This window comes from Hymenobacter caeli, assembly GCF_013294115.1.
Taxonomy (GTDB): Bacteria; Bacteroidota; Bacteroidia; order Cytophagales; family Hymenobacteraceae; genus Hymenobacter; species Hymenobacter caeli.
This window is the reverse complement of record NZ_JABSNP010000009.1, coordinates 18399-40224: the sequence shown is the minus strand read 5'-3', so window position 1 is coordinate 40224 and position 21826 is coordinate 18399. Positions and strand designations below refer to the sequence as shown.

The following is a 21826-nucleotide window of genomic DNA, read 5'->3' as shown; positions in this document are numbered from 1 at the left end:
TCGACAACTAAACGTATAAGGAAGATTTGAGGGGTTTGGTCAATTCAGCAATAAGGCCACCGTTTTCGAGAGCAAAGCCGTATTCAACGATGGAACGGCTGGCCGGAGGTGAGTGCTTGCGGGCCAGCGCCCAGGCCGAACGGCTCTTGGGCATAGCGAAAGCGCACTGCGTATATATGATGCTGGGATGCACTTGGTGGTCGGCAGCAAACCGGGCCACATACACATCATCGTGCAGGAAAGGCTTTACCTGCTCAACTTTCTCGCGGGAAAACAGATACTCGCTGGCGAAATTGTTTGCTTCTTGTTCCCGTTCCTGAACCGACAGCTGCTGATTTTCATCGTCGGTTACATGGTACTGATTCACCTTGATATCGTCCCAGTCAAACAGGACGTGGAACAGCTCGTGAAACAGCGCGAACCACAGCGTCGAATAAAACCCGACGAAATCGGTAATCACGACAGCGGGCTTGCCATCATGGTTGAATGTGGCTCCACGCAGCTGTAAACCGGGTAACGGCGGTTGCAGTACCACTGTAACCCCCACCCGGTGCAGCAACCGGATTACTTCCGCCAACCCGTGCTCCTCATTGGTAGTAAACCACCGCAGGCGCGGAAAAATCTTGATAAGCTCCGCCCGGTCATACGGGTACATGTTATCAATTTCTGCAAAGCAGGCCTGCGCGGCCCTAATCCATACCGCCCGCGTGAGTTCGTTCTTAGGCTCGTAAGTACCCACGCAGAATGCTACATCGACGGCCGGCTTGCGATACTCCAGTACCGATTTCAGCCCCAGACGGGCAGTTAGCTTCTGCTCGATGTGAGCGAAATCGGTAATGTTGTCAATCCAACCCGCCTTGCGTAGCGCCGCCAAGTCGAAATTGGCCTTGATGAATTCTATTTTCTTCGCCGAGATAGTATTTATCGGGAAGTGCTTTTCCACAGCGTCCAAGTAGAGGCTGACAATTTTCTCACGGGGCACCTGTAGAAAATTTGCCAACTTACCGATAACGGTAATATCAATGACTTTCTGGGTACCGCTCAAAATCCCGTTCAAAGCCCGCAGCTGCATACCCATAATGCGGGCAGCAGTCGTAGGAGAGACGCCGAGCGCCTGTACTTTATAATCAAAAAGTTCGCGGAGATTCTGGGATGGAAACAAGCCACCTAGCAGGGCATCTACCTCTCTATACTTGTCGTCCATTGCCAGTGATTGCAGCCGAGTGATGCAGTATTGCATCGGCAAATGTATTGCATCCAGAGCGCAAAGCAAGGCTTTTGCAGAAAAAAAATGCAGGATTGCATCGGCAAAACCAGCATCTAATATCCTTCTGTACCACTGCCGGCGGCCTAGTGCGACGTACTTCGACGACACCGCTAGCCCTGACGGGGAGCAGGTTGTATGATGCCGACTTATTGCTGGCGAGAAAAAACCGGGAGCCTAAAGCTGGAGCACCGCCAGAGCAGGCCGCGCCGCTAGCCCACAACCACCAGCAAAGACCATTGCAATTCTTAGCGCCTACGCGCCGACTCGAGCCATCAGCTACTAGGCGAATTCCTACCGCTAAAGAATTTAGTTGTCCGTACTTTTACATGGTATTCTAAAGCAGGAAATAGATGGAAAAGTTGGGTCAGTGGGAAGTAAACAAGGTACATCGGGCAGACTGCTTAGATGCTATGCGACTGATGCCCAACGATTGCGTGGACGTAATTGTAACGAGCCCGCCCTATTGGGGGCAGCGTGGAGATGCTGGTCTGGGCTCCGAAGCCGACCCCCGCGAGTACGTGAAGAACCTTACCACCGTGCTACTGGAAGCAATGCGGGTACTGAAGCCGGAGGGGGTGCTATGGCTGAACATCGGCGACAGCTACAACACACCGATAAACTGGAGCCTAGAGGACATGAAATACAGTACCCTCGGCATCGACGGTACAGGCCTTGCGCCACATAACTCTGCTTACACCAAAAACCGGGGCAGCCGCCGGGCATTCATCGAAAAACAAGCCGGCTGGCTCCAATACGGCAACCTGCTGGCCCTACCCCTGCGCGTGATTATTGCCCTCGGTGATGCAGGAATTTTATACCGTGGTGAGGTTATTTGGGCCAAGCGGAAAGCCATGCCAGAAGGCCGCTGCCGCCGCCCGCATCGCAAACACGAGCCCATTTATCTATTCGCCAAGACTGAGCGCCACGCCTTCACCGTACAGCCGCCGGTGCCCTCTGTTTGGGACATCAAGCCCGACGTAAACCGCACCCCGCACACCAGCACCTTCCCGCTAGACCTGCCCGTGAAGTGCATTCAGGCCAGCGGCATCACCAGCGGCATCATTCTCGACCCGTTCATGGGCAGTGGCACCACCGCAGTAGCCGCCGCTAGTTTGGGCTTCAATTACTTGGGCTTCGAACTGGACCCAACCCGTATTGACATCATCGAACAGCGTATCAAAGCCGAGGCCCCAGCCCTAACTGCCCAAATTAAACAAGCCGAGGCCCCGCTCACTAATGCGGTAGCACCCACCGCACCAGCAGAGAAGAAAAGGCGCAAGAGCACGAAGAAGGCCACCGCCGAAGCAGACCTATTCAGTAGCCTTATTTGAGGCCCCGAGCTTTTTTAAAATCTTGCCACGCCGCCAGCACCACGCTCGGCAACGTGTCTTTATCAGGAGCCAGCGTAGAAACCACGATTCTACGCTGGCTTGGCGTTTTATGGTAGCTAGCGGCGGTGCGGGTATTGTAGCAAAAGCAGATGCTGAACGACCCATCACGCTCGATGTAAAGCCGTTTAGCTGTTGGCTTGCCAGTGAGGCTAGTGCCCAACTCCCCGTAATTCACTAGGCTACGCGGTGGGTGGTCCTTCGCGTCAAACGTCCACAAGCCGCTGAAATAGCCCGCTGCCATCATTATTTCACTGCACGGCACATCATCAGTCACTCGTTCAGCTAGTGAAGCCTTAACGTGCAGACCGCCGAATATGTACCGTTTCCCCTCGTGAATACCGTACAGCGCAATATCCAGCTTAGCGGCCCCCACTCGGTCGGATATGCCCATTTCTTCCAGCGCAGCTAGCCGCCGGTCTTTGGCAATAAGGGCTTCTACTTCGATTCCCTCACTCAACAGGCGGCTTTTGTATAGGTCCTCAATGAAGAGTTCCAGCGCTTCGCCGCCAGCCCTCACCCAGCTCTGTTTGGGTGATTTTAGCGAGAACTCCCGCACGTACAGCCGGTAAATAATGTGGCGGTAAACGTCGCTTGGATTGAGCAGCGGCAACCGTCGAATGGCGAAATCCAAAGCCACACGGATAGCCTCACGGTTTTGCAAGCCTAGGCTACCATCGTTCAACGACCGGAACAACCTCACCGCTTCGGCCTCTACTGCCCGGTAGCCGGCGATGTCGGCATTTGCTAACACAATGTCATGGTGTGTACCCGAGCCAACCAGGCGTATTTCAGTGCCACCAGTCACTGCCACGACATGCGCAGGGTCGGGCACGAACTCACTGGCTACGTTCACAACAGGCGCAGCAGGAGCTAGCGGCACCAGTAGCCCGACCTCTGACAAGAAACTAAACAGGTCGTACTCCAGAGCGGCCAGCCACTCCACCAGCTCAACGATGTCTAGCCGCCGCTGGCCTTGTTCTACCTTCGACACATCGGACTGCCCTATTTCCAGGGCGGTGGCTAGTTGTGTCTGGCTTATTCCGGCATCAGTCCGAATAGCGGTAAGACGGTTTACAATGCTTTTGTGGCGGGCGTCGTAGATAGAATTCACCGCGCAAGCTGCCCACTTGCACCAGGGTATTCCAAAATAGAATATACGCGCCAAGGCATCAAAAACGCGGTTTTGGTCTTAATCGCTTATTACTGACGATAAAAATAGGCGAACAAAACCGGCACCCACGACAGAGCAGCGCCCAACCGCCACGAAAACGGGGCCAGCTAGTCGAGCATCACGCCCGGCCAGCTGGCCCCTTAATCTGTAGTGATGGTGCAGGAGCCAGCCACTTGTTGGCTTGGTTCCGCTAATTGCCCATGAGCTGCAGTTCCCACAGATTACTTACGCGGAGTCACCGGCACCAGCGCATAAAGCTGCTGGCGACCAAAGTGAAAGCTCACTACTTGGTCCTGGCTCAGAAACGGAAATCCCAGTACGCCCTGGTAAGCTAATTCCCGGCCGCTAATAGGTCGAGCATGAGGAAGAATTAGCACGGGAACTGCTTTCCAAGTGATATTTTCCAGCACCAGCGTGGGCAACGTGCCGCGCTGAGCCACCTGTTGGTGGCCGTCGCTGCCCGTAACGAATTCTGCACCCGAGCGCGTGGGCTGCTCGCGCGGGGCCAACCGTTGGCAGAAGGCAGCGTCTAAGTCATTATTTACCGCCCCCGTGTCCAACAACAGCCGCACTTGGACCGCACCAATGGTACCTGTTACAATGGGCCCACCCCGCACCACTACGAACGCCAGCGAGTCCTGCCGTGCGAAGGGCCGCGGGGCGGGCTTTTTCGTCCGCAGGGTGTACCAGTACACGCGGCGGCGCGGATAGTCAATGACAACCTCGTAGTCGCGCAGCAGCCCGTACCCAATCACTCCGAGCAACCGGGGCCCGGCGTAGCGGCGCAGGTGCTCCAGCGAGAAGGCATGGGCTGCGAAACCGGTGTAGCGGGCCGCGCCCAGCTGAAAGTTTGTGACGGGCAGCCCCTTTATGGCCACCGTGCCAGTCGTTCCGTGGGCAGTGGCGTGCTCCCGCAAGGGCGTCAGCTGCCCCGCGAACGGCCCGCTGTCCACCAACAGCGCCGTCGAGCACCCCGTATCCAGCACAAAGTCCCCCTGCCGGCCGTTGAGGGTTAGATTACGCAGGATAATCAGGCCCCCCACCAACTCAAACGCCGTCTGAAAAACGGGGGTAGCCTCCAACCGCCGGGGCTGGGGATCGGTGGCCGCTATCGGTTGGGCGGGGGCCGTCAACGTGGTAGCCACCACCAGGCCCCACCACAGAGTTAGGAAAGAAGTTGCGCGCAAAGCATTATCATCAAGGAACAGCACGAATGTACGCGGCCTGCCCATCCACCACAGTACCGCCTAGCCTTCAGCGCCGGCCCCTCACTCGCTCGGGACACCACCGCTTCGTTCCCACCTTTGCGCTACGACCTACCGCCCATGCAACAAATACTTACCCGCACCACAACCTTCGTCTTGTTAGCTCTGCTGGCCACTGCCTGCGCCAAAACCGACGACGCCACGCCTAACCCAATCACCACCCAACCCGCCCTAACCGAGCACCTGACCCTCGGCAATCCCAGCGGTTCCACCATGGACCCCGGGCAACCCACCAATTACTTGCTCAGCAAATCACAATACGCCCTCTCCTACCACCGCGACTAAGGCAAACCGAACTGGGTCAGCTGGCACCTGAGCAGCTCCTGGGTCGGCAGCGCCGCCCGCCAGGACGATTTCCGCCCCGATGCCGACCTGCCCGCCACCTGGTACCACGTCACCGCCGCCAGCTATACCGGCTCGGGCTTTGACCGCGGCCACAACTGCCCCAGCGCCGACCGCACCAGCACCGTGGCCGACAACTCGGCCACGTTCCTAATGTCCAACATGATGCCCCAGGCCCCCCGCAACAACCAACAAACCTGGGCCAACCTCGAAGACTACTGCCGCAGCTTCCTAGCCAGCGGCAACGAACTCTACATCATCTGCGGCAGCTACTGCAAAGGCGGCACCGGCTCTAACGGGTACGCCACCACCCTCGACAACGGCCGCGTGACGGTCCCGGCCCACTGCTGGAAAGTGGTCGTTATTCTCCCAACCGGTAGCAACGACGCCGCCCGGGTGTCCACCAATACCCGCATCATTGCCGTCGACACCCCCAACGATAATTCGCTCAGCACGAGTTGGGGCACCTACCGCACCAGCGTCAACGCCATCGAAACTTCCACCGGGCTTGATATCTTATCGGCCGTTCCTATTTCCGTTCAACAAGTGCTGGAAAGCCGCATCGATAGCGGCCCTACTAACTAAAATAAAAAATGAAAATTATTCAATCGCATGACATCCAAAGCAAACTAATGGACGTCATTTTAAAAGCTAAAAAAGAGCTGGTTATTGTTTCACCTTACGTTAATCTAACTTATTCTAAACAAGTATCGGCAGCTTTAATAGCTGCGCGGAATCGAGGAGTCAGCATTGATTTCTATATCCGGGACGATGCTACCAATCACCTAAGTAAAGAGCAAGTGTTAAGCATGGGCATTACCCCCCGCCTTATCCCAAACCTACACGCCAAGCTTTATTTCAACGAATTGACCGGAATAATTTCTTCCTTAAATCTACTGAGCAGCTCAATCGGAAATTCCATTGAAATAGGCGGTCAGTTGGAAACAGCGGAAGAATTGGATGAGCTACGCTTGTTTATTACCCAATTCATAGCCCCTCACGAAGTAGGAAGGGCTGCTGCACCAGATCCAAACGCATGGATGAAAGACGCCGCAAAGCCGCCCATAAAAAAAACACAAACTCCAGAAATCAAACACTCCCGACAACAGGAATTTGGTTCTGTTTTAGCTGATTTTTTAGCCGCGAAAGTCGACAGAAACACTCATATCGATGGCCACCAAGACGGTAGTTTAACGATTCGTGCCGTAGGAAATACCTTCACCGTACAAGTTGAAAATACTCGTCTCGTCTCTAATCAATTGGCCTTAATAGCAGTAGTTTCCGGTTCCGAGGCTGACCGTTTCCTGGCCAAGGCCAGTGCTCATTTCACTTCGCCGGATTATGTTCGTTTCATCCAACGCGGTGGCAAAGGCCACTACGACCTGCTTAAAGCCACGCGAAAAGAAAAGCTTTCCGCCAAGTCCCTCGAAGAATTGCCACAAGCTGAAAAGCAAAAGCTTTTACCAGAGATTGCTAAGTTTCTAAAAGAGGTCCAAGCCTATAAAGCAGACTACCGCAGTTGAGCCCACTACTGACCTTGGAGTTGATTCCGACACTACTTATCAAAAAGGCCAGCCAGTCGAGCATCACGCCCGGCCAGCTGGCCCCGTTGTTTGTGGTGGTGGTGCAGGAGACGGCTATTTGCCGGCCTGGTCGCGCTTCTTATCCACGAGCTGCAAAATCACGCTTACCGCAGCGTGAACGAGTATTTGCCAGAGCTTCATCAGTGAGAATTAGGGTAAAAGGGTGAAGAAAAAGAAATGCTTGTGGCTCAGCTCAATACTTCGAAATGCGGCCTATCCTTGAACTCCGGCCAGTCGCCGCCCCAATGCACCCGCGCATCGGCCGCCTTCATCAGCCGAGCGAACTTGGAGAGCAGCAGCCCCGACCACGACACCGACCCATCGGCCAGCAGAAAGGCCACGTCCAGGGCCGGCGTAGGCAGCCGGTTGTGGTTCGACTCGCCCCCGCGCTTGTAAGTCACGACGGGCCCCGGAGCCGTGCGGCCGTGGGTATAAAGCTCATCCTGACGCTCGGGGCTGCGGTAGCATTCTGTCACAATAGGTAGCCCCAGCAGCCGAAGCACCGGGTCACCGGCCCAGCGCCCCAAGGCGTGCAAGTAAGCCGCCGCCAGGCCGGGCACCGCCTGGGCCAGCCGCACGGCCTGGCGCTGCTGCTGGGCAGGCGTGAGCACGGGCACAACACGGGGCGGTTTGGGGGCGGCTCTGGCAGCAACGGCGGCGGCTTTAGTCGGCGACACGGGCAGAATCATTAGGTGCAAGCTCGACGGGGGCAGCAGCCGGTGGTACAGCTGGAGCCACCACGGCCCCAACGGCCGGCAGCTTTACCACCGTTTCCGGCCGCTGAAACATCTTGCGCACCGTAGCCACCACCGTCACAATGCCCACCACCACCTGAATGAAGACGTGAACGAACACCTCAATTTCGTTAGCCGTGGGCGGGGTGAAGGCCGAGGTACCTATCTCCCAGACCGCACCGGTACTGAGAATCTGGCCAATATGGCCCAGTTTTGAACTGCTGAATAACATGGCTTATTAAAGTAGATATTTAAAACACACTTTAATACAAACATACGGGGTAACCGTTGATTCAGTCATCGAATTATTAAGTCATCTTCGATTGCATTATTTTGGGCTCATCCCCCTGCACTCCCGTTGGTCGTTCCGGGGGTCGGGCTGTCCAGGGCTCCGCTTCGCTGCGGTGCTTCGCACATCTCCCGTTGGTCGCTCCCTTCCCATCCCTTGTATGATTGCATTGCCTTTCGTTGAGAGGCAGCCAGAAAAGGAAACGGAGTCACCCACCATCCCTAAATGCGGCGCTCTGGCGCTGACATTGAGCGTTAGAGCCTGTGCTCCGTTTCCCGTTTTTGCCTGAAGACTGAACAGTATGAAGGGAGCCCACCCGCTCGGGTCGTGGCATCCCGCATGTTTACAAGGAGAGTTGCGGTAAAAACCCGGACTGGCTGATTCATTTCCCCTTTTTCCCGTTCGTTCATGTCCGCCATCCCTTCCCCCACCGCCCCGCTCAAATACGTCGTGGGCATCGACATTGCCAAAGACACGTTCGTGGCCTGCTTCGGCCGCATCGACGGGCAGCAGCAGCTGCGCTTCGGCAAAGAAGCCACCTTCGACAACACGCTGGCTGGCTTTGCGGCTTTGCTGGCCTGGACGGTGAAGCAACAGGCCACCGCCGCTCCGTTGTGGTTCGTGGTCGAGGCCACGGGGGTCTACTACGAGGCGCTGGCCTATTTTCTGGCCGACAACGAACAGGCGTTGAGCGTCCTATTGCCCAACAAAGTCAAGCACTTCGCCCAGAGTACCGAGCAAAAGAGTAAGACCGACCAGCTCGACGCCCGCCTACTCTGCCGCCTGGGTCTGGAGCGGGCCCTGCCCGCCTGGCAGCCGCCCACGTCCGCCCTGCGCCAGCTGCGGGCCCTGGCCCGTGAACGCCAAAGCCTGAAACGGCAAGGGGCGCGGCTCAAAACCCAGCGCCACGCCTACGACCACAGCTACCAGCCCGACGCCCGCACCCTGGAACGCCTGGACGCCCGCCAAAAACTGCTGGTGGAGCAGCTCAAAGCCGTCGACCAGGACCTGGCCGCCCTGCTCGAAGCCGAGCCCGAACTGGCCCGCAAGCTGGCCCACCTGACCAGCGTACCGGGCATCGGGCTGACCACGGCCATCGTGGTGGTGGCCGAAACCAACGGCTTCGTACTTATCGAAAACGAGCGGCAATTGGCTTCCTACGCCGGTCTGGACGTGGTACAACGGCAAAGCGGTCTCTCGGCACAGGCCACGCGCATCTCCCGCCGAGGCAACGTGCATTTGCGTCAGGCCCTGTACCTGCCGGCGGTGAGCAGCTTACGGTACAATCCGCAGCAAATGGCCTTTTATGTCCGCTTGCGGGCTCGCCAGCCCAGCGGCAAGCCCGGCGTGATTGCCGTCATGCGCAAGCTGCTGCTGCTCTGCTACTCCCTCTGGAAAAACGACCGCCCCTACGACCCGCACTACCACCCCGCCCAGGTGGCCGAAAAAGAAGTAGCCCCGGCCACGTAAACGCGCCGAGGCTACACAGGATGAACCCGAAGGCTCTCCTTGAGGAGAACCAAAGGTAAAAAAACTTGCCCGATTTCTTGCTTTTTATCACAGTATCTTGCGCACTTCAGCAGCGGCTTAGTGACTCGGCAGCGACGACCCGCCAGCGGGCCCGGCAACGCCCGAAAAAGCGCAGCCAGCCCCTACCGAAACCCACCGCCCCGGCCCGCCTTCCGTTGGTCGGCCAGCCTCTCCCTACCCACCGGTACAGCAGAAGCGGCCCACCGCAGCCAGCCGCCAGTCCAGCACACAACCATCGCCGCGCGTCAGGCAGCGGTGGCCGTGTTGCCAGCGACACAGTCCAGCCGCAAGCCCACCGCCCCGCGCCAGCCGCTGAAAAAAGCGGCCCGCGCTCACCGCTTCAGCAGTAGCGACCGGTACCCACCAAACGCACCCAGCGGCCCGCCCAGCCTCCCGATGGTCGGCCAGTCGGCCCTACCGCAACCCTCCGGGGACCCCTTTGGGGCAGGCTCGCCTCATTACGCACCGGGCGGCCGGACTGCGCTCCGTTCCTCCGCTTGCCGGCTGCCCGGCGCTTCGTTCGGCCGGCCTCTCCCCACCCGCTTACACGTGATGCACCCGAAGCACCAGGCCGTTCAGGTGTGGAAATATGGAAAAGGCTACTCCAAAACCAGCCCGCGCTTTCCCACATTCCCACACCACGGGCCACCCCACGCCAAGGGGGCCAGCTTGGGCTAAGGCCCGCGCCCCCTTCGCTCACCGCGACTACAGCGATACCAGATTCGGCACCTTACGCTAAGCCACGCGGCTCTGATGCCAGCCCCCCGCACCGGCCCAGGTTGCCCATGCGCAAGGTCGCCGCCTTCCGTTGGTCGGCACCTCCCAAGCGCGGCCCCCTGGCCGTGCCCCACGCACCGCCCGCGAGCAGGCTGGAGCAACGCCGGAAGCGGCGGAAACGAGGCCAGGGCGCGGCTCAAAGCTGCGAACGTTCCGGCAGCGGCGACAGCGGCCCCTGGCTAAACAACAAGGCCCGCTTCGCGGAGGGTTTGTCTGGGGGCAGCCCCCAGGCCCCCGGCATCTATGCCCAAGCTAGCGCCCGGTCATCTTCCTCGGGTTCCGCAGCCGGAAAAGGCCGCTACACCCTCACAAGGCCCGCTTCGCGGAGTGTGTGCGGCCATCGGCGCGCACCGGGGGCCTCACGGCCGGCCCCCGCACCCCCTGGCCAGGGGCATCTAGTGTGTTGTGTCGGGCTGCCCCGCAGGGGTCTCCCGCGCCAGCGGCCAGCGGTGGCCACTACCGCCAGGGGCGGCGGGCCTCGCGGCCACCAGCTGCCCCGCTGGTGCAGGCCTCACAGCCCCAGCCCGCCCGGCACCGGGGCCGCTCCAGGTGCAGGGGCGGCCAGCCACTCGCAGCGCCTGCCCAGTCGGGCGGCGGCGCGGGCGGCGCTCAGCGTCCCCCGGCTTTTCCCGTCCCACACTACTAGCACCACATCGGCGGCGGCTACTATTTCGGCGTTCCGCACATGGGGCGCGGCTGGGCCGTGGGCGCAGTAGTCGGGCCGCAGCACCCGTAGCGGCACCCCGTTGGCCCGCGCCCATTCTGCGCCCATTGTATCGGCCCCGGCCGCGCCGCCGCTCACCAGCTCGGCGGGGGCCAGCTCAGCCAGCCGGGCAGGCAGCGTCGCGCACGCCACCAGTCCCCGGCTGCCTATCACCGCCACCACCAGACCGCTAGCGCCAGCTGCCTTTTTTATCATATTTCTCATACTCTAAGTTACGCCTTGTAGGTGTATTTTGGTGCATATTGTGGATAACTTTTTACCTATTTTGGTGTATCTTTTACTACTTTAGTACGTATATTTGTGTAGTAGTCGGGGAGAGGCCCCGGCGCTTCGCGCCAGCGGCGCTAGCTGGGCCCGGCCAGCACCGCAGCGCATTTTACGCCTAACCCATACAGGTCATGTTTACCCCCGTTCAGTTTCATGCTTTGGCCGCTGCTGCCTGGGCCGGTGCCCCACTCGCAGCTTGCCACGTCGGCACTTCCGGCCAGCCGGGCTATTTCTCTTACCAGGTCAGCTACTTCTCGCAGGGCTGGCAGCAGGCCACCGAGCAGCAGTCGGGTAGCGGCTTCTACTCCGCGGCTTGCGTTGGCTGCCCGTTTCAGGCCGTAGAGCAGGCACTTTTCACCGCTTACCGCGCCGGTGCACTGGGCGTGTTCGAGTACAAGCAGGGCCGCCAGGTAGTCGCGCAGGCTGAAACCATTTTCGCGGGGGCCCCGGCTCCCGCACCGCCTGCGCCGGCAGTAGTGGCCCCCACCCAGTGCGCGGCTTGCGCGTGCGACAGCACGACCGACCCCTTCGGCTTAGGCTGCGATTGCCTGTGGCTGGCCGTACACCACAGCGCCGGGGCCCATGCTTAGCACCGTGCAGCCGGCGGCGGCTCCCGCAGTGGGGGCCGCCAGCCAGCGCCTACGCGAAACGCTGGCCCGCCTTGAGGCCGCGCTGGGCCGCCCAGTCGCCCGCAGCCCGGCCGCTCCCGCCGTGCCGGCGTCCGACTCCGAGGGCCAGGCCGCCTACTTCGAGCTGTGCCGGGCGCAGTCGGCCAAGTACGATGCCGACCAAGCATTCTGGGAGGTGCGCGACCATTACCACGGCCCCGGCCGCAAGCAGCGCAAGTCAGCCGCCCGGCTGGTCCAGGAGGCCGCCCGCGCTCGCTTTGTCGCCGCCGCGCAGGCCTACCACGCCAGCCCCAGGGGCCGCGCCGAGGCCGCCGCCCGCGCTACTCATAACGCCCGCCACGGCACCAGCCTATAAGCCGCCCAGCCCATGCCTGCCTTGCTTACTCCCAGCTTCGCCCAGGTAGCGGCGGCGCTATTTCCGCTGCCCGGCTGCACCGTCGGCGGCTACCCGTTCGCCCACGGCACCCGCTTCACCATCGTCGTGAGAACTCCGGCCGGGCTTGCCTGTCCCCGCGAGTACCGCGCCACCGGGGCCTGCCGGTGGGAGGCGCTGGCCGCAGTCGTCGGCCTTTTCAACGACAGCGCCCACGCCTACCCCAGCGCCCGGCCTCACGCCGTCCCCGGCAGCTACGCGCCGCGCTAGCCGCCCCCGCAACCATCCCAACCCATCAACCGGGGGCCGCCCTCAGCACGCCGGCCCCGCATCCCTTACGACCATGCCCAAAATCACTTACCAGCCCCATTTACTAGACCCGCACAGCGCCGAGCCCCGGCCCGTCAACCCCGCCAACGGCGAGAGCTTCAAGCTGGCCGAGCTGTACGCCATGCTCGACTGCCGCACCGTCGACGTGGTGCGCCTCACCGACGAACTGATATTGATAATCGACGACGAAGGCAAGTTCCGCGAACCGACCTACCTCAACCTGCTGGCTACCTACCTCTGGCACCAGCACCAGCCCGAAGCTCGGGGCGTCGATGCCATCGTGGGCCGCGCCATCCTCTGCCACGACAAGCAATTCAAATAGCCGCCCAGGGGCCGGCTATTTGACGCCGGCCCCGCATTCCAACCCCGCCCCCGTGAAAGCCCCGATTTTCCGCGCATACATCCGCCGCTGGCCCGCCGGCGGCTACGTCTGGCAAGCCCGCCAGCCATTCAGCGCCACCACGGCCAACAACGACAGCCCGACCCGCTCCGGTGCCATCCGCGACATCATCCGCGACTGCCGCCACTTCCAAGACATATACGAGAACCCCGACCCGCGCCGGGCCTAAGCACAAACGGCGTAGGGGCCGGCCGACAACTGGCCCCACTTTTTTATTCCTCCACAACCGCCCCAATGGCAACCACCACCAAAACCGCCGCCGGTGCCGCAGTAGCCGCCCCCGTCGCCATCCAGACCACCCCGAAGCCCACCCGCGCCTACCTCAGCGTTTCGGTGGACGAGAACAGCGGCGAGGTTACCGAAACCAGCCGCTTCAAGTACCTGCCTGGCCACCCGCGCCAGGTTCGCTTCGACGCGAAGGCGGGCGTTTTCAACCTCGGCGGCCAGACCGTCCTCGGCAAGTCGCTGAGCTTTATCCCGCTGGCCTGGCACATCTTCCAGGACAACATCCTGAACATGGGCCGCAAGACGTGGGCCGAACTCTACTTTGTCGACGACAAAGGAGCCGTTTGCGCCGTGCTGTTTCACGGCTATTCGGTCGAAAACCTGTACCGCCTCATCGAGCCGCTTTTCTACGACGACCTGACCCTGGCCGACGTGGTGGTAACCGCCACCGCCCAGAAGAAGCAGACCGAGAAAGAAGGCAAAACGGCTACCTATTACATCGCCGAATTCAGCTACACCGCCGCCGACCCGGCCGAAGTGCAGGCCCGCCAGGAGTTCGCCGATGACTTCCCCATCTGGCGCGAGGAAACCCACACCGGCGAGGCCGATACCAAGCTGGTGCAGGGCTACCGGGTGCCCGCGCCCGTCGAAGTGCCCGCGCAGCTCGAAGCAGCCCCCGCCGCCGGGCAACTGACCGAGTAGCGCCCGCCCGTAGTGATTGCCCTACCGCAGCCCGTTCAGCAGGTCGCCCGCCCCATCGGTGGGCGGCCTCAGCTGGCCCCGCCGAAAGTGGCGGCAGCCATCGACGACACCGCCAAAGCCAACGGGGTGGCGTGGGTGCCCATCGCCCCCACCACGGCCACCCGAAAGCGCCTGCAGCACCGTTGCCAGCGCCGGGGGTGCGGCAGCCCGGCCGGCAAGAAAAAGGCCCTTTGCTCCAAGCACCACCACCAGGCGCTGAAAGCCCGCGACATCATCAGTTACATCTACTCGGCCCGCAAGCAGCGCGCCAAAGCCAGGGGCAAGGAGTGGACCATTACGCTGGCCAATTTCCGCGACTGGTGCCAATTCACCGGCTACCACCGCGAGAAGGGCCGCACCGCCGCCAGCGCCAGCATCGACCGCAAAGACGGCCGCCACGGCTACCACGTTTGGAATATTCGCAGCATCCCCTACGGCGCTAACAGCGCCAAAGGCAGCCAGAATAACGGCTGCTGGTCGCAGGACGCCGAAGGCCATTATCATTTCACTGAGGAAGAAGAACCTCCTTTTTAAGTCCCGCCATGTTCACCGACCATCGCCACCACCCCGGCCTGACGCAAGAAGCTCACCGCGCCCTGCCCTACGTTTCTAACACCGACCTGAGCGAAACCAAAAACCGCGCCCTCGGCATCACCCGCCAGCCCAACCCGCAGGCGCTGGCCTTCGGCAGCCACTTCCATACCGCCGTGCTGGAGCCCGGCCAGTACCAGCGCACCACCCAGCGCGTGCCGTGGGCCCAGATTGAGGCCCTGGCGGCGGCCGTGCGGCGGCAGCGGTTTTGTCGTGACCTACTTTACCGGGGGCAGGCCGAGCAGACCCACACCGCCACCCACCAGGCCACAGGCCTCACGGTGAAGGTGCGCCCCGACCTGATGATAACCAGCCCCAAAACCGGCCGCGTGGTGCTCGTGGACTTCAAAACCACCAGCTGCCAGGACTACGCCAATTTCTGCGCCACCATCGAGAAATACGACTACGACCGGCAAGCCGCCCTCTACGCTGACCTGCTGGGTGCGGCCCGCTTTATCATCATCGGTGTGCAAAAGAAAGCCCCGTTCGAAGTATGGCAGTTTGAAGTAACAGAGGCCTACGGCCTCATTGAGCAGGGCCGCAAGAAGTACGAGCGCCTGCTAAAACTGACCGCTCAGCAACAGCCCCAGCCCGTAATGCCGGCCGTGCTGGGCCTGACCGCCCAGACGTGGGCCCCAATATTTAGCCGGGCGTAGGCCGTGGCCGAGAACTACAATTTTCGGGTAATGTCCCCCGCTGGGAAGGTCGAGCAGCGGGGGACGGTCTGGACGCTGGCCCGCACCGTCAAGGCCCTAAACCGCGCCACCGGCATAGAATGGCCTTACCAGGTCATCCACCGCGCCCTGAAACGAGCCACTGCCTGGGCCGAGGCCTACACCCCGGCCGGTGAGCCGGGGGCCCTGATTGCGGTAATCGAACGCGACGCCGACCCCGCCCGCCCGATTCAGGTCTGGGAAGATGAGCAGGTGGCGGCCAATAACCAAGACATATACCGGCAGGCCGGGCTGGCCCCAGAGCAGTCGCCACCCGAGTAATTGGCCTACCCCTTTTTATTATTCACGATAAAGCCCATGCTTACCCAGCTAAACATCATCCAGGACCAGCGCGGGCACACCGTCAGCGTCAGCACCACCTACCAGACCCATGCCGGGGCCCTGGCCCACTTTACCGAATTGCTGGCCCAATTCACCCACGACCACCAGCAGGCCGCCGCCCGCCGCGCCGCCCTGGCCGCAGCAGCAGCCGGCGACGCAGGCCTTACCGGAGCCCCCGACCTCTCGCACCGCTGGGATGGTCTAGGGCATGACGGCCGGCCAGTTCACGAGCTGGCCACGGCGCCCTGCCTCGTGGCCACCACCGCCGAAGACGACGAGTGTGTAGTACCCGCGCCCGCACCGCTGTTCCGGTTTGGGGCTCCCGTTAGCCGCCGCCCAGGCGACGAGGAACCGCCATTCTGACGGCCATGCAGAACTGTCGTCACCAGAAGCAGCGTGCATCGAGCACCGCCAGCTCCGACCCGCCATGCGCAGGTCGGGGCTTTTCTAGTTATGGCACGTAAAAAACAGTAATACCCCAGCTACTACCACAGCACCAAGTGTAACCAGCTGCCATAGGCGCTGCTGCCGTCCTGCTTGTGCAAGTTGTCCCGACAACTGCTCTACCAACCCTTGTAAACCATCCATGCGTTGTTCATAGGCCTCCTTATGCAAGCCGGCCGTATCGGCTGCCTGCTGCTGCCCTCGTTGCAGTTCCGCCAGGAATTCAGTTCCTTGCTGCTCATACAGTTCCGTCAGCCTCGTCGCCTCCTCGTCGCTGGCCTTTTTGCTTTTCGCTAGGTCGGCCAGCGTATCCTTCTGGTGTTGCTCAATACTTTCCAGCCGGGCCGTGAATTTGGCCGCGTTCATCACCTCCGCAAAAGCCGTTACCCGCCCCGCCACCACCTGTAGCTGACTGGCCACCGCACTAAGTTCGTCGTGCTGTTGTTGGGTATTTTTCTGTAGCACTTCGGTAGACTGCCGCAACAGTTTCAACTCCACCTGTAGCTGTTCATGTAACTTGTCAGCCCAGTTCTGAACGCCATTCCGAAGAATCTCCTGCTGTTTCTCCATTCCCTGCTCATGCTGCCTACCGATAGCGTCCAGATTCGCCGGCTGCTCGGTCAGCAAACGGTCAATCAATTCCTGCACCTTGGTGGCCGATTGCTTCACGCCATCTAATTGCCTGCCGATTTGCTCGCCGGCTTGCAGCGACAGATTCTCCACGTGCTCGCGCAACAGCAGTTCCTGTTCGCCGAGGCTCTTTTGGTGCTGCTGACCCAGCTGGTCCACTAGCTTTTCCTGTGACACTGCCGCCTGTTTCGCTGCCCGCACGGCTTCATCCGCAGCCCGCTGCAACTGCCCGGCAGCCTGCTGGTGCTCCCCGGCCGATTGTTTGGCTTTTTCTATTTCATCAGTAGCCGTTTTTAATCGGTTCAGATTTTCTTTCAGTTCTTCCAGCAGCGGGAGGGCGGCGGTAAATGCTGTCGACATACGCGAAATTATTCGGCCGTAGCCGCGAGTGTGGGAAAGTCAATAAAGCGGGTAGTAAATTCTTTCACCCAGCGGGCATGTAGCTCCAGTTGCAAGGGTTCCTCAATGTGGGCCGTCACGTACTCGCCGATACGCGGCTCGTAACCGGAAACTTCTTTAGCGAAGCCTTGCACGAATGCCACCAGTTCCGTCAGCGTCATCACACCCAGCCCATCATAAGCCATGAATCCGTCAAATAACTGCTGTTTCGCTGATACCATCAGCAGTTCTATTCGGTCTTTGGATTCTTTTGACAGTTCTAGGTATAGCGTAGCGAAGGCACCCAGGAGCAGGAAAGCCCCGTTGTGCGGTTGGGCACTCAGCAACCGGGCACATGCCCCGCGCAGGTGTTTTACGTTGTCACGCTCCATGCCCCGCCCATCAGGTGGGTTACGCATGAAGGCCAGGTACTTCCAGATAATATCTCTATCAAAGTACCGACCTTCTTTCGTGTCGTGCGGCAGGTACTCTGTTCTAGCATATTTGGAGTTAAAATACAGGTCAAAGTAGTTACTAAGATTTTCGCCCTTCAAACCCATTAGGCAGGCATCACGCATGGCGATAATAGAATGCCGACGCTTTTCCTTGATTCCTTTCTCGTTATAGTCCAGCAGCGCGTCCACATATTTCAGCAGGTAGGAACCGTCTTCCGGTGCTGGCGCAATAGCCACAGCTTCTGCCTGCTCACGCGCATTATCCCGCGTGGTGTAGCGTGCCAGGTACTTTTGCAGCACGGCTCGGAGGTTATTTTCATCTTGAGGCGCGGCCAGCGTCACCCGCACCGATGAGGCGCTGTAATCAATTGTGTAGTCGGCTACCACCTCCAGCAAGCAAAGTCGGTGAATAGCCCGGAAAGTGTCCTGGCTTTGACGCACCCCAATAAATTGTTCAGCAAATACCTTATGCAACAACTCCGGCAGCCCTTTCTGCCCGTTAGCAGCCCGCACGTTCTCGCCTACTTGCCAGGCAAACGACTCGCCATCCTTCGCACCCAGGTACGCGGCAAGTCCTTTTTCCGTAAAGCGCAGACCGTAGCTTTCCGCCAGTTCGCACAATGACGATAACTGACCATTCTGAAAACCTATATCAAACGGGTCATTATTAGTCTCTCCGGCCCTGATTGCTGCCAGACGCGGTAGGATACCGTCAATGCTGCCCGGTGCCGTGCCTGCTTCTAGGGCGACAGCCAAGGACTGTGCATTAGCACGGGCCGACAAAGGCAGATTCAGCAAATAGGCAACTACGAATTTGACCACAGCCCACTGTTCAATAGAAGACGCAGCTGGCTGGTTTCTGTCAATATCGGCCTGCACATTTGGCAGCTTGCTAAAGTCAATCCAACCATAGCCAGAACCTTCAGCATTATTAATATTCAGCGCTCTGGGGGTCGATGCCCCCTCTGTGATAGTCAGCTTTGCTTCTATTTCTACCTCTGGAAAAGCCTCTTCCAGCGCGGCATTTAAATGCATACACTCGCGGGAAGGGAACGTGATGCGGGTAAGAAGCTCTTGCATCACAGTCATTTCCTGTTCCCTTGCTTTAAAAGCCTGGTTGAAGAAGAAATCGTTAGTGTGTGCATCGCTTTCGTGAAACAGAATGTAGTTCAACGCCACACTCCGGTCACGGCCGGCACGGCCGGCCTCCTGCACGAAGCTCTCGATTGACCCCGGATAGCCATAATGCACCGTGAAACGCACGTCCGGCTTGTCGATACCCATACCGAAGGCCTTAGTTGCCACCAGCAAATTGCTTTTGCCTGTCACGTAGTTCGTCTGCATCTCGGCCATCAACTGCTGATGCCCGTCCTTCGTCTGACTATCATCGTCGCTGCCCATAAAGTAGCCGACTTCAAGTGCCTGTTCAGTTGTCGCCCGGAGCAACTCATAAATTGGCTTCACCCCAATAACGCCGGTTCGATGTGGGGAGAACACCAGCCCGGCCCGCGTTAGCCGGTCAGTACCGGCATCCGGCTTGTAGAAGTCCTCCGGGTGCCACTTGCTCAACGCAACGGGCAAGACAGCCTTTTCCGGCAGCGGGACCATCGATGATTGCTCATCTAACGCCCGCAATTTCTGCGGTATTTCCTGTAGCAGGCGTTTCAGGTGCGTGTGCTTTGCTTCGCCCACAGCATTTCTATCAGTCAGTTCAGGCCCTACTTCTTCCACTTTGACGTGCAATTCCGGCCGGGTCATCGTGGCCGTGCGGATTACGGCCCCCTCGTCGTCATCCAGATGCAGTTCGCGCTGCACATCGGCCAGCACGTCAAACGAGGCAGTAGCGGTCAGGCCATACAGCACCAAGTTTTTGTCAGGGTCATACGGAGCGCAAAACTCTCTTGCATTGGCTCCCAACCGCAGGTAGGGCGTTCGGAAGTCGTGTCCCCATTCTGAAACGCAATGTGCTTCGTCAATCACGCAGTAGCTGAATGCTACCCGTGGCACCGCAGCCTGCATCTGACGCAAATGGTCACGAAAGCCTTCTTTAATCACCAGCCGCTCAGGCGACACGAACATGAATAGCAGCTCCCCCTCACGCATACGTCGGAGTCGCAGCTCTTTGCGCGGCCGGCCCGGCACTGAGTTGTTCAAAAACGAAGCAGCGTCAATCCAGTTACGCGCCAAGCCCTCAACTTGGTCCTGCATCAACGACTTAATCGGGTCGATAACCAGCGCGATACCCGGCTGTAACAAGGCTGCAATCTGGTAGGTGAGCGACTTGCCCCCGCCCGTTGGCAGCAGCCCCAGCACATTCTTACCCTGCAAGCCCCGGCTAATAATCGGCAACTGCCCTTCACGCAGGTGTCGCTTCCGAAAAATATCCTGAACAAATCGCTCCAGGACTTCTTTCCGCAACAGTTGTTCCTCGCTGGCGGCCTCGTAAGTTTCCCGCGCCGGGTCATACTTCACCAGTTCGGGGTAGGAAATTAGTGGCGCTGACCGGAAGCGCCGAGCCTCACGAGGCCGCGCCGCCGTGCGAATGGTTAAGCACTGTACTCCCGGCAGCTCAACAGCCGCCGAGAAGCCCGGCCGCTGCAACATTGATACGTCCAGCAGCACATGATACCCATCCGTTTCTAATGGCACTTCCCCGCGACGAATGATTGCAGGCGAGTGAAGAAGCCTCGTCGGCTGCTCAAACTCAGAGGCCGGAAATATATGTAGTTCAATAGCTGGTACTTCCCGCTGTCTTCCTTCCAGTATGTACAACTGGTCGAGCTGCGTCAGCAGATTGGCTACGGCCTGTTGGCCACAGGGTACATCCCTTTCCACAACGGCTAGGCGCAACTGACCCACACCGAGCAGGGCGTTGTGTAGAAATATCTCCAGTAGGGTGCGTTGCACCCTCGCCACCGCCAGCGGCCCCAACGTCAACTGCATGGCCTGTCGCCCGTCCACCATTTCCAGCAGCGAATGGTCGTAGTTGGCCTGTAGCTGCTTGAAATATGAATGCTCCTTCAGCAATTGCCGCATAGGCCGCAATGGCTCCTGCGGCTGCGCAAAGTTTCTGGTGGGCAGACGCACCGGCCACCAGCCTACGCTGCGGGAGGCCCGGTCACGAGTTGCATCCTTCTGCACCTGCGGTGCCACCTCATGGTGCGGCCCGTCCACTTCCAGCACTACGCCACGCACTACAGCCGGCCACGGGTGTACACTACCAACGGGAGCGTCCGCGCCCGCGCCCGGTAGCCACGGATAAGGAAAGGCCAGCGTGAAATCGGCATCTTGGTTTACGAACACAGCAGTGTCTATCAACTCGTCACGCCGTAGCTGTTCCTCTTCCGCGTTGCTCCATCCCAGCAGATTTTCTAGCGAGGTCTGCGAGCTAAGTAGTTGCGGCAGAAAGTGAGCACCGCCGAACCGGGGCAACAGTGCCGCCACAAACTCTATTTCCGCGTCACTAACCGTTCCAACCTTCCAACTTTCCAACTGCTGTCGTAGCACTGCCCCCGGCCGCAGGCGCGGGTCTAGTGGATGCATGGCCCGCCACAGCAGTGCCGCCCAAGCAGCCGGCTCGGGTGGTTCCGACAATGGAAAGATTAAGCTACCGTTTTTCTCAACTACTTCAAAATTGACTTCTCCCTCAGCCGTCAGCAGGCAGTTTTCGCCCGGCCAGTTTTCGGCCAGCACCGCCGCAGCCAAATCAAAAGGTGCCCGCGTCGGCAGGCCCCGCGTCAGCAGGTTCACCGCCACCGTCCAGATAGTGTGGGGCGAAGAGTTGTCGTACTCCGGGGCTGCCAGCCTGAATGGCTGTGTACTTTCTACCTCAAACCATGACAACCAATGCAGCAAATCATGTACTTGCTGCTCATTACCTCCGGCTACCGTTGCGCCCTTAATTAATACAGGCAGTAACTCTTCGATAAAGTAACCGGCTTGAAGCTGAAGCGCATGCATTATTTCAAGTAAGAATGTTTCTACCAAAGAAGCTAGTTTCAGGCCGGTTAAATCCGCCCGCTTACACGCCGAGAGCGAAGGAAGTGAATCAAGCGCGGAGAACCACAAAGATGCCCTGAGTACTTGACATGCTAATCAGTACCCACATTAGTAAGCACTCATAAAAAAGCCGCCTCCCTTACCGGGAGGCGGACATTCCTAATCAGTTCGCCCAACAAGAGGATTAGTATATATTTCCCAACTGCTGCCACCGTTAACATTCAACCTTATTAGTT

General features: G+C 59.5%; 22 protein-coding genes and 1 pseudogene. 15 read left to right on the top strand and 8 right to left on the bottom strand.

Going from position 1 to position 21826, the window contains the following annotated elements; all coding sequences use genetic code 11:
- Window positions 1-7: 7 nt before the first annotated feature.
- The gene (locus HNP98_RS22335; protein WP_173810105.1) at window positions 8-1375 is read right to left on the bottom strand and encodes an ImmA/IrrE family metallo-endopeptidase; all 1368 of its coding nucleotides are present in this window, start codon (window positions 1373-1375) and stop codon (window positions 8-10) included.
- Between the two features lie 242 nt (window positions 1376-1617).
- Between HNP98_RS22335 and HNP98_RS21540 the strand changes: the two genes are divergently transcribed.
- Complete coding sequence (locus tag HNP98_RS21540; protein ID WP_217425733.1) at window positions 1618-2598, top strand: DNA-methyltransferase; 981 nt, start codon at window positions 1618-1620, stop codon at window positions 2596-2598.
- Here the strand turns inward: HNP98_RS21540 and HNP98_RS10880 are convergent.
- Together HNP98_RS10880 and HNP98_RS10875 are read right to left on the bottom strand one after the other, a co-directional pair.
- Window positions 2591-3769, bottom strand: a complete 1179-nt coding sequence (locus tag HNP98_RS10880) for a helix-turn-helix domain-containing protein (protein ID WP_173810104.1) — start codon at window positions 3767-3769, stop codon at window positions 2591-2593. The genes HNP98_RS21540 and HNP98_RS10880 overlap by 8 nt on opposite strands.
- Before the next feature lie 281 nt (window positions 3770-4050).
- Window positions 4051-5016 carry a retropepsin-like aspartic protease gene (locus HNP98_RS10875; RefSeq protein WP_173810103.1) on the bottom strand — a complete coding sequence of 322 codons (966 nt, stop codon included), beginning with the start codon at window positions 5014-5016 and terminating at the stop codon, window positions 4051-4053.
- A 138-nt stretch (window positions 5017-5154) separates the two neighbouring features.
- Here HNP98_RS10875 and HNP98_RS21890 point away from each other — a divergent pair, with 138 nt between their 5' ends.
- From HNP98_RS21890 to HNP98_RS10865, 3 genes and pseudogenes are all read left to right on the top strand, one after another.
- Window positions 5155-5379, top strand: coding sequence for a hypothetical protein (locus HNP98_RS21890; RefSeq protein WP_246275083.1), 225 nt, complete (start codon window positions 5155-5157; stop codon window positions 5377-5379).
- A gap of 18 nt (window positions 5380-5397) precedes the next feature.
- Window positions 5398-6021: pseudogene (locus HNP98_RS10870) on the top strand (DNA/RNA non-specific endonuclease); the annotation flags it as partial.
- Between the two features lie 8 nt (window positions 6022-6029).
- Window positions 6030-6959 (top strand): phospholipase D-like domain-containing protein, encoded by a 930-nt coding sequence (locus HNP98_RS10865; protein WP_173810102.1) that lies wholly within the window; start codon window positions 6030-6032, stop codon window positions 6957-6959.
- A 248-nt stretch (window positions 6960-7207) separates the two neighbouring features.
- Here HNP98_RS10865 and HNP98_RS10860 read toward each other — a convergent pair whose 3' ends face one another.
- Window positions 7208-7636, bottom strand: a complete 429-nt coding sequence (locus tag HNP98_RS10860; protein WP_317171095.1) for a M15 family metallopeptidase — start codon at window positions 7634-7636, stop codon at window positions 7208-7210.
- Between the two features lie 46 nt (window positions 7637-7682).
- On the bottom strand, window positions 7683-7985 hold the full coding sequence (locus HNP98_RS10855; protein ID WP_173810100.1) for a hypothetical protein: 303 nt from the start codon (window positions 7983-7985) through the stop codon (window positions 7683-7685).
- Window positions 7986-8450: 465 nt separating this feature from the next.
- On the opposite strand from HNP98_RS10855, the gene HNP98_RS10850 reads away from it, so the two are divergent.
- Window positions 8451-9512 carry an IS110 family RNA-guided transposase gene (locus tag HNP98_RS10850; protein ID WP_173810099.1) on the top strand — a complete coding sequence of 354 codons (1062 nt, stop codon included), beginning with the start codon at window positions 8451-8453 and terminating at the stop codon, window positions 9510-9512.
- 1348 nt (window positions 9513-10860) lie between these two features.
- Here the strand turns inward: HNP98_RS10850 and HNP98_RS10845 are convergent.
- Window positions 10861-11268 (bottom strand): SLOG family protein, encoded by a 408-nt coding sequence (locus HNP98_RS10845; protein ID WP_173810098.1) that lies wholly within the window; start codon window positions 11266-11268, stop codon window positions 10861-10863.
- 203 nt (window positions 11269-11471) lie between these two features.
- Between HNP98_RS10845 and HNP98_RS10840 the strand changes: the two genes are divergently transcribed.
- From HNP98_RS10840 to HNP98_RS10795, 10 genes are all read left to right on the top strand, one after another.
- The gene (locus HNP98_RS10840) at window positions 11472-11930 is read left to right on the top strand and encodes a hypothetical protein (RefSeq protein WP_173810097.1); all 459 of its coding nucleotides are present in this window, start codon (window positions 11472-11474) and stop codon (window positions 11928-11930) included.
- Window positions 11923-12324: a hypothetical protein gene (locus tag HNP98_RS10835; RefSeq protein WP_173810096.1), complete on the top strand. Its 402-nt coding sequence runs from the start codon at window positions 11923-11925 to the stop codon at window positions 12322-12324. The genes HNP98_RS10840 and HNP98_RS10835 overlap by 8 nt, the downstream gene beginning before the upstream one ends.
- A 12-nt stretch (window positions 12325-12336) precedes the next feature.
- The gene (locus tag HNP98_RS10830) at window positions 12337-12612 is read left to right on the top strand and encodes a hypothetical protein (RefSeq protein WP_173810095.1); all 276 of its coding nucleotides are present in this window, start codon (window positions 12337-12339) and stop codon (window positions 12610-12612) included.
- Between the two features lie 73 nt (window positions 12613-12685).
- Complete coding sequence (locus HNP98_RS10825; RefSeq protein WP_173810094.1) at window positions 12686-12994, top strand: DUF3846 domain-containing protein; 309 nt, start codon at window positions 12686-12688, stop codon at window positions 12992-12994.
- Between the two features lie 52 nt (window positions 12995-13046).
- Window positions 13047-13241 carry a hypothetical protein gene (locus tag HNP98_RS10820; RefSeq protein ID WP_173810093.1) on the top strand — a complete coding sequence of 65 codons (195 nt, stop codon included), beginning with the start codon at window positions 13047-13049 and terminating at the stop codon, window positions 13239-13241.
- Window positions 13242-13306: 65 nt separating this feature from the next.
- Window positions 13307-13999 (top strand): hypothetical protein, encoded by a 693-nt coding sequence (locus HNP98_RS10815; RefSeq protein WP_173810092.1) that lies wholly within the window; start codon window positions 13307-13309, stop codon window positions 13997-13999.
- A 12-nt stretch (window positions 14000-14011) separates the two neighbouring features.
- Window positions 14012-14572, top strand: a complete 561-nt coding sequence (locus HNP98_RS10810) for a hypothetical protein (RefSeq protein ID WP_173810091.1) — start codon at window positions 14012-14014, stop codon at window positions 14570-14572.
- An 8-nt stretch (window positions 14573-14580) separates the two neighbouring features.
- The gene (locus HNP98_RS10805; protein WP_173810090.1) at window positions 14581-15285 is read left to right on the top strand and encodes a PD-(D/E)XK nuclease-like domain-containing protein; all 705 of its coding nucleotides are present in this window, start codon (window positions 14581-14583) and stop codon (window positions 15283-15285) included.
- A 30-nt stretch (window positions 15286-15315) separates the two neighbouring features.
- The gene (locus HNP98_RS10800) at window positions 15316-15624 is read left to right on the top strand and encodes a hypothetical protein (RefSeq protein ID WP_173810089.1); all 309 of its coding nucleotides are present in this window, start codon (window positions 15316-15318) and stop codon (window positions 15622-15624) included.
- 36 nt (window positions 15625-15660) lie between these two features.
- On the top strand, window positions 15661-16047 hold the full coding sequence (locus HNP98_RS10795; RefSeq protein WP_173810088.1) for a hypothetical protein: 387 nt from the start codon (window positions 15661-15663) through the stop codon (window positions 16045-16047).
- Between the two features lie 84 nt (window positions 16048-16131).
- Here HNP98_RS10795 and HNP98_RS10790 read toward each other — a convergent pair whose 3' ends face one another.
- Both HNP98_RS10790 and HNP98_RS10785 read right to left on the bottom strand, forming a co-directional pair.
- Complete coding sequence (locus HNP98_RS10790; RefSeq protein ID WP_173810087.1) at window positions 16132-17118, bottom strand: coiled-coil domain-containing protein; 987 nt, start codon at window positions 17116-17118, stop codon at window positions 16132-16134.
- Between the two features lie 8 nt (window positions 17119-17126).
- Window positions 17127-21659, bottom strand: coding sequence for a DEAD/DEAH box helicase (locus HNP98_RS10785; protein ID WP_173810086.1), 4533 nt, complete (start codon window positions 21657-21659; stop codon window positions 17127-17129).
- Between the last annotated feature and the right edge of the window lie 167 nt (window positions 21660-21826).

Excerpts from the sequence above, each read along its gene's own strand:
- HNP98_RS10825 (WP_173810094.1), top strand. The coding sequence starts at position 12,686 with ATGCCCAAAATCACTTACCAGCCCCATTTACTAGACCCGCACAGCGCC.
- HNP98_RS21890 (WP_246275083.1), top strand. The coding sequence starts at position 5,155 with ATGCAACAAATACTTACCCGCACCACAACCTTCGTCTTGTTAGCTCTG.
- HNP98_RS21540 (WP_217425733.1), top strand. The coding sequence starts at position 1,618 with ATGGAAAAGTTGGGTCAGTGGGAAGTAAACAAGGTACATCGGGCAGAC.
- HNP98_RS10835 (WP_173810096.1), top strand. The coding sequence starts at position 11,923 with ATGCTTAGCACCGTGCAGCCGGCGGCGGCTCCCGCAGTGGGGGCCGCC.
- HNP98_RS10865 (WP_173810102.1), top strand. The coding sequence starts at position 6,030 with ATGAAAATTATTCAATCGCATGACATCCAAAGCAAACTAATGGACGTC.
- HNP98_RS10840 (WP_173810097.1), top strand. The coding sequence starts at position 11,472 with ATGTTTACCCCCGTTCAGTTTCATGCTTTGGCCGCTGCTGCCTGGGCC.
- HNP98_RS10830 (WP_173810095.1), top strand. The coding sequence starts at position 12,337 with ATGCCTGCCTTGCTTACTCCCAGCTTCGCCCAGGTAGCGGCGGCGCTA.
- HNP98_RS10795 (WP_173810088.1), top strand. The coding sequence starts at position 15,661 with ATGCTTACCCAGCTAAACATCATCCAGGACCAGCGCGGGCACACCGTC.
- HNP98_RS10845 (WP_173810098.1), bottom strand. The coding sequence starts at position 11,268 with ATGATAAAAAAGGCAGCTGGCGCTAGCGGTCTGGTGGTGGCGGTGATA.
- HNP98_RS10850 (WP_173810099.1), top strand. The coding sequence starts at position 8,451 with ATGTCCGCCATCCCTTCCCCCACCGCCCCGCTCAAATACGTCGTGGGC.
- HNP98_RS10800 (WP_173810089.1), top strand. The coding sequence starts at position 15,316 with ATGTCCCCCGCTGGGAAGGTCGAGCAGCGGGGGACGGTCTGGACGCTG.
- HNP98_RS10855 (WP_173810100.1), bottom strand. The coding sequence starts at position 7,985 with ATGTTATTCAGCAGTTCAAAACTGGGCCATATTGGCCAGATTCTCAGT.
- HNP98_RS10805 (WP_173810090.1), top strand. The coding sequence starts at position 14,581 with ATGTTCACCGACCATCGCCACCACCCCGGCCTGACGCAAGAAGCTCAC.
- HNP98_RS10815 (WP_173810092.1), top strand. The coding sequence starts at position 13,307 with ATGGCAACCACCACCAAAACCGCCGCCGGTGCCGCAGTAGCCGCCCCC.
- HNP98_RS10790 (WP_173810087.1), bottom strand. The coding sequence starts at position 17,118 with ATGTCGACAGCATTTACCGCCGCCCTCCCGCTGCTGGAAGAACTGAAA.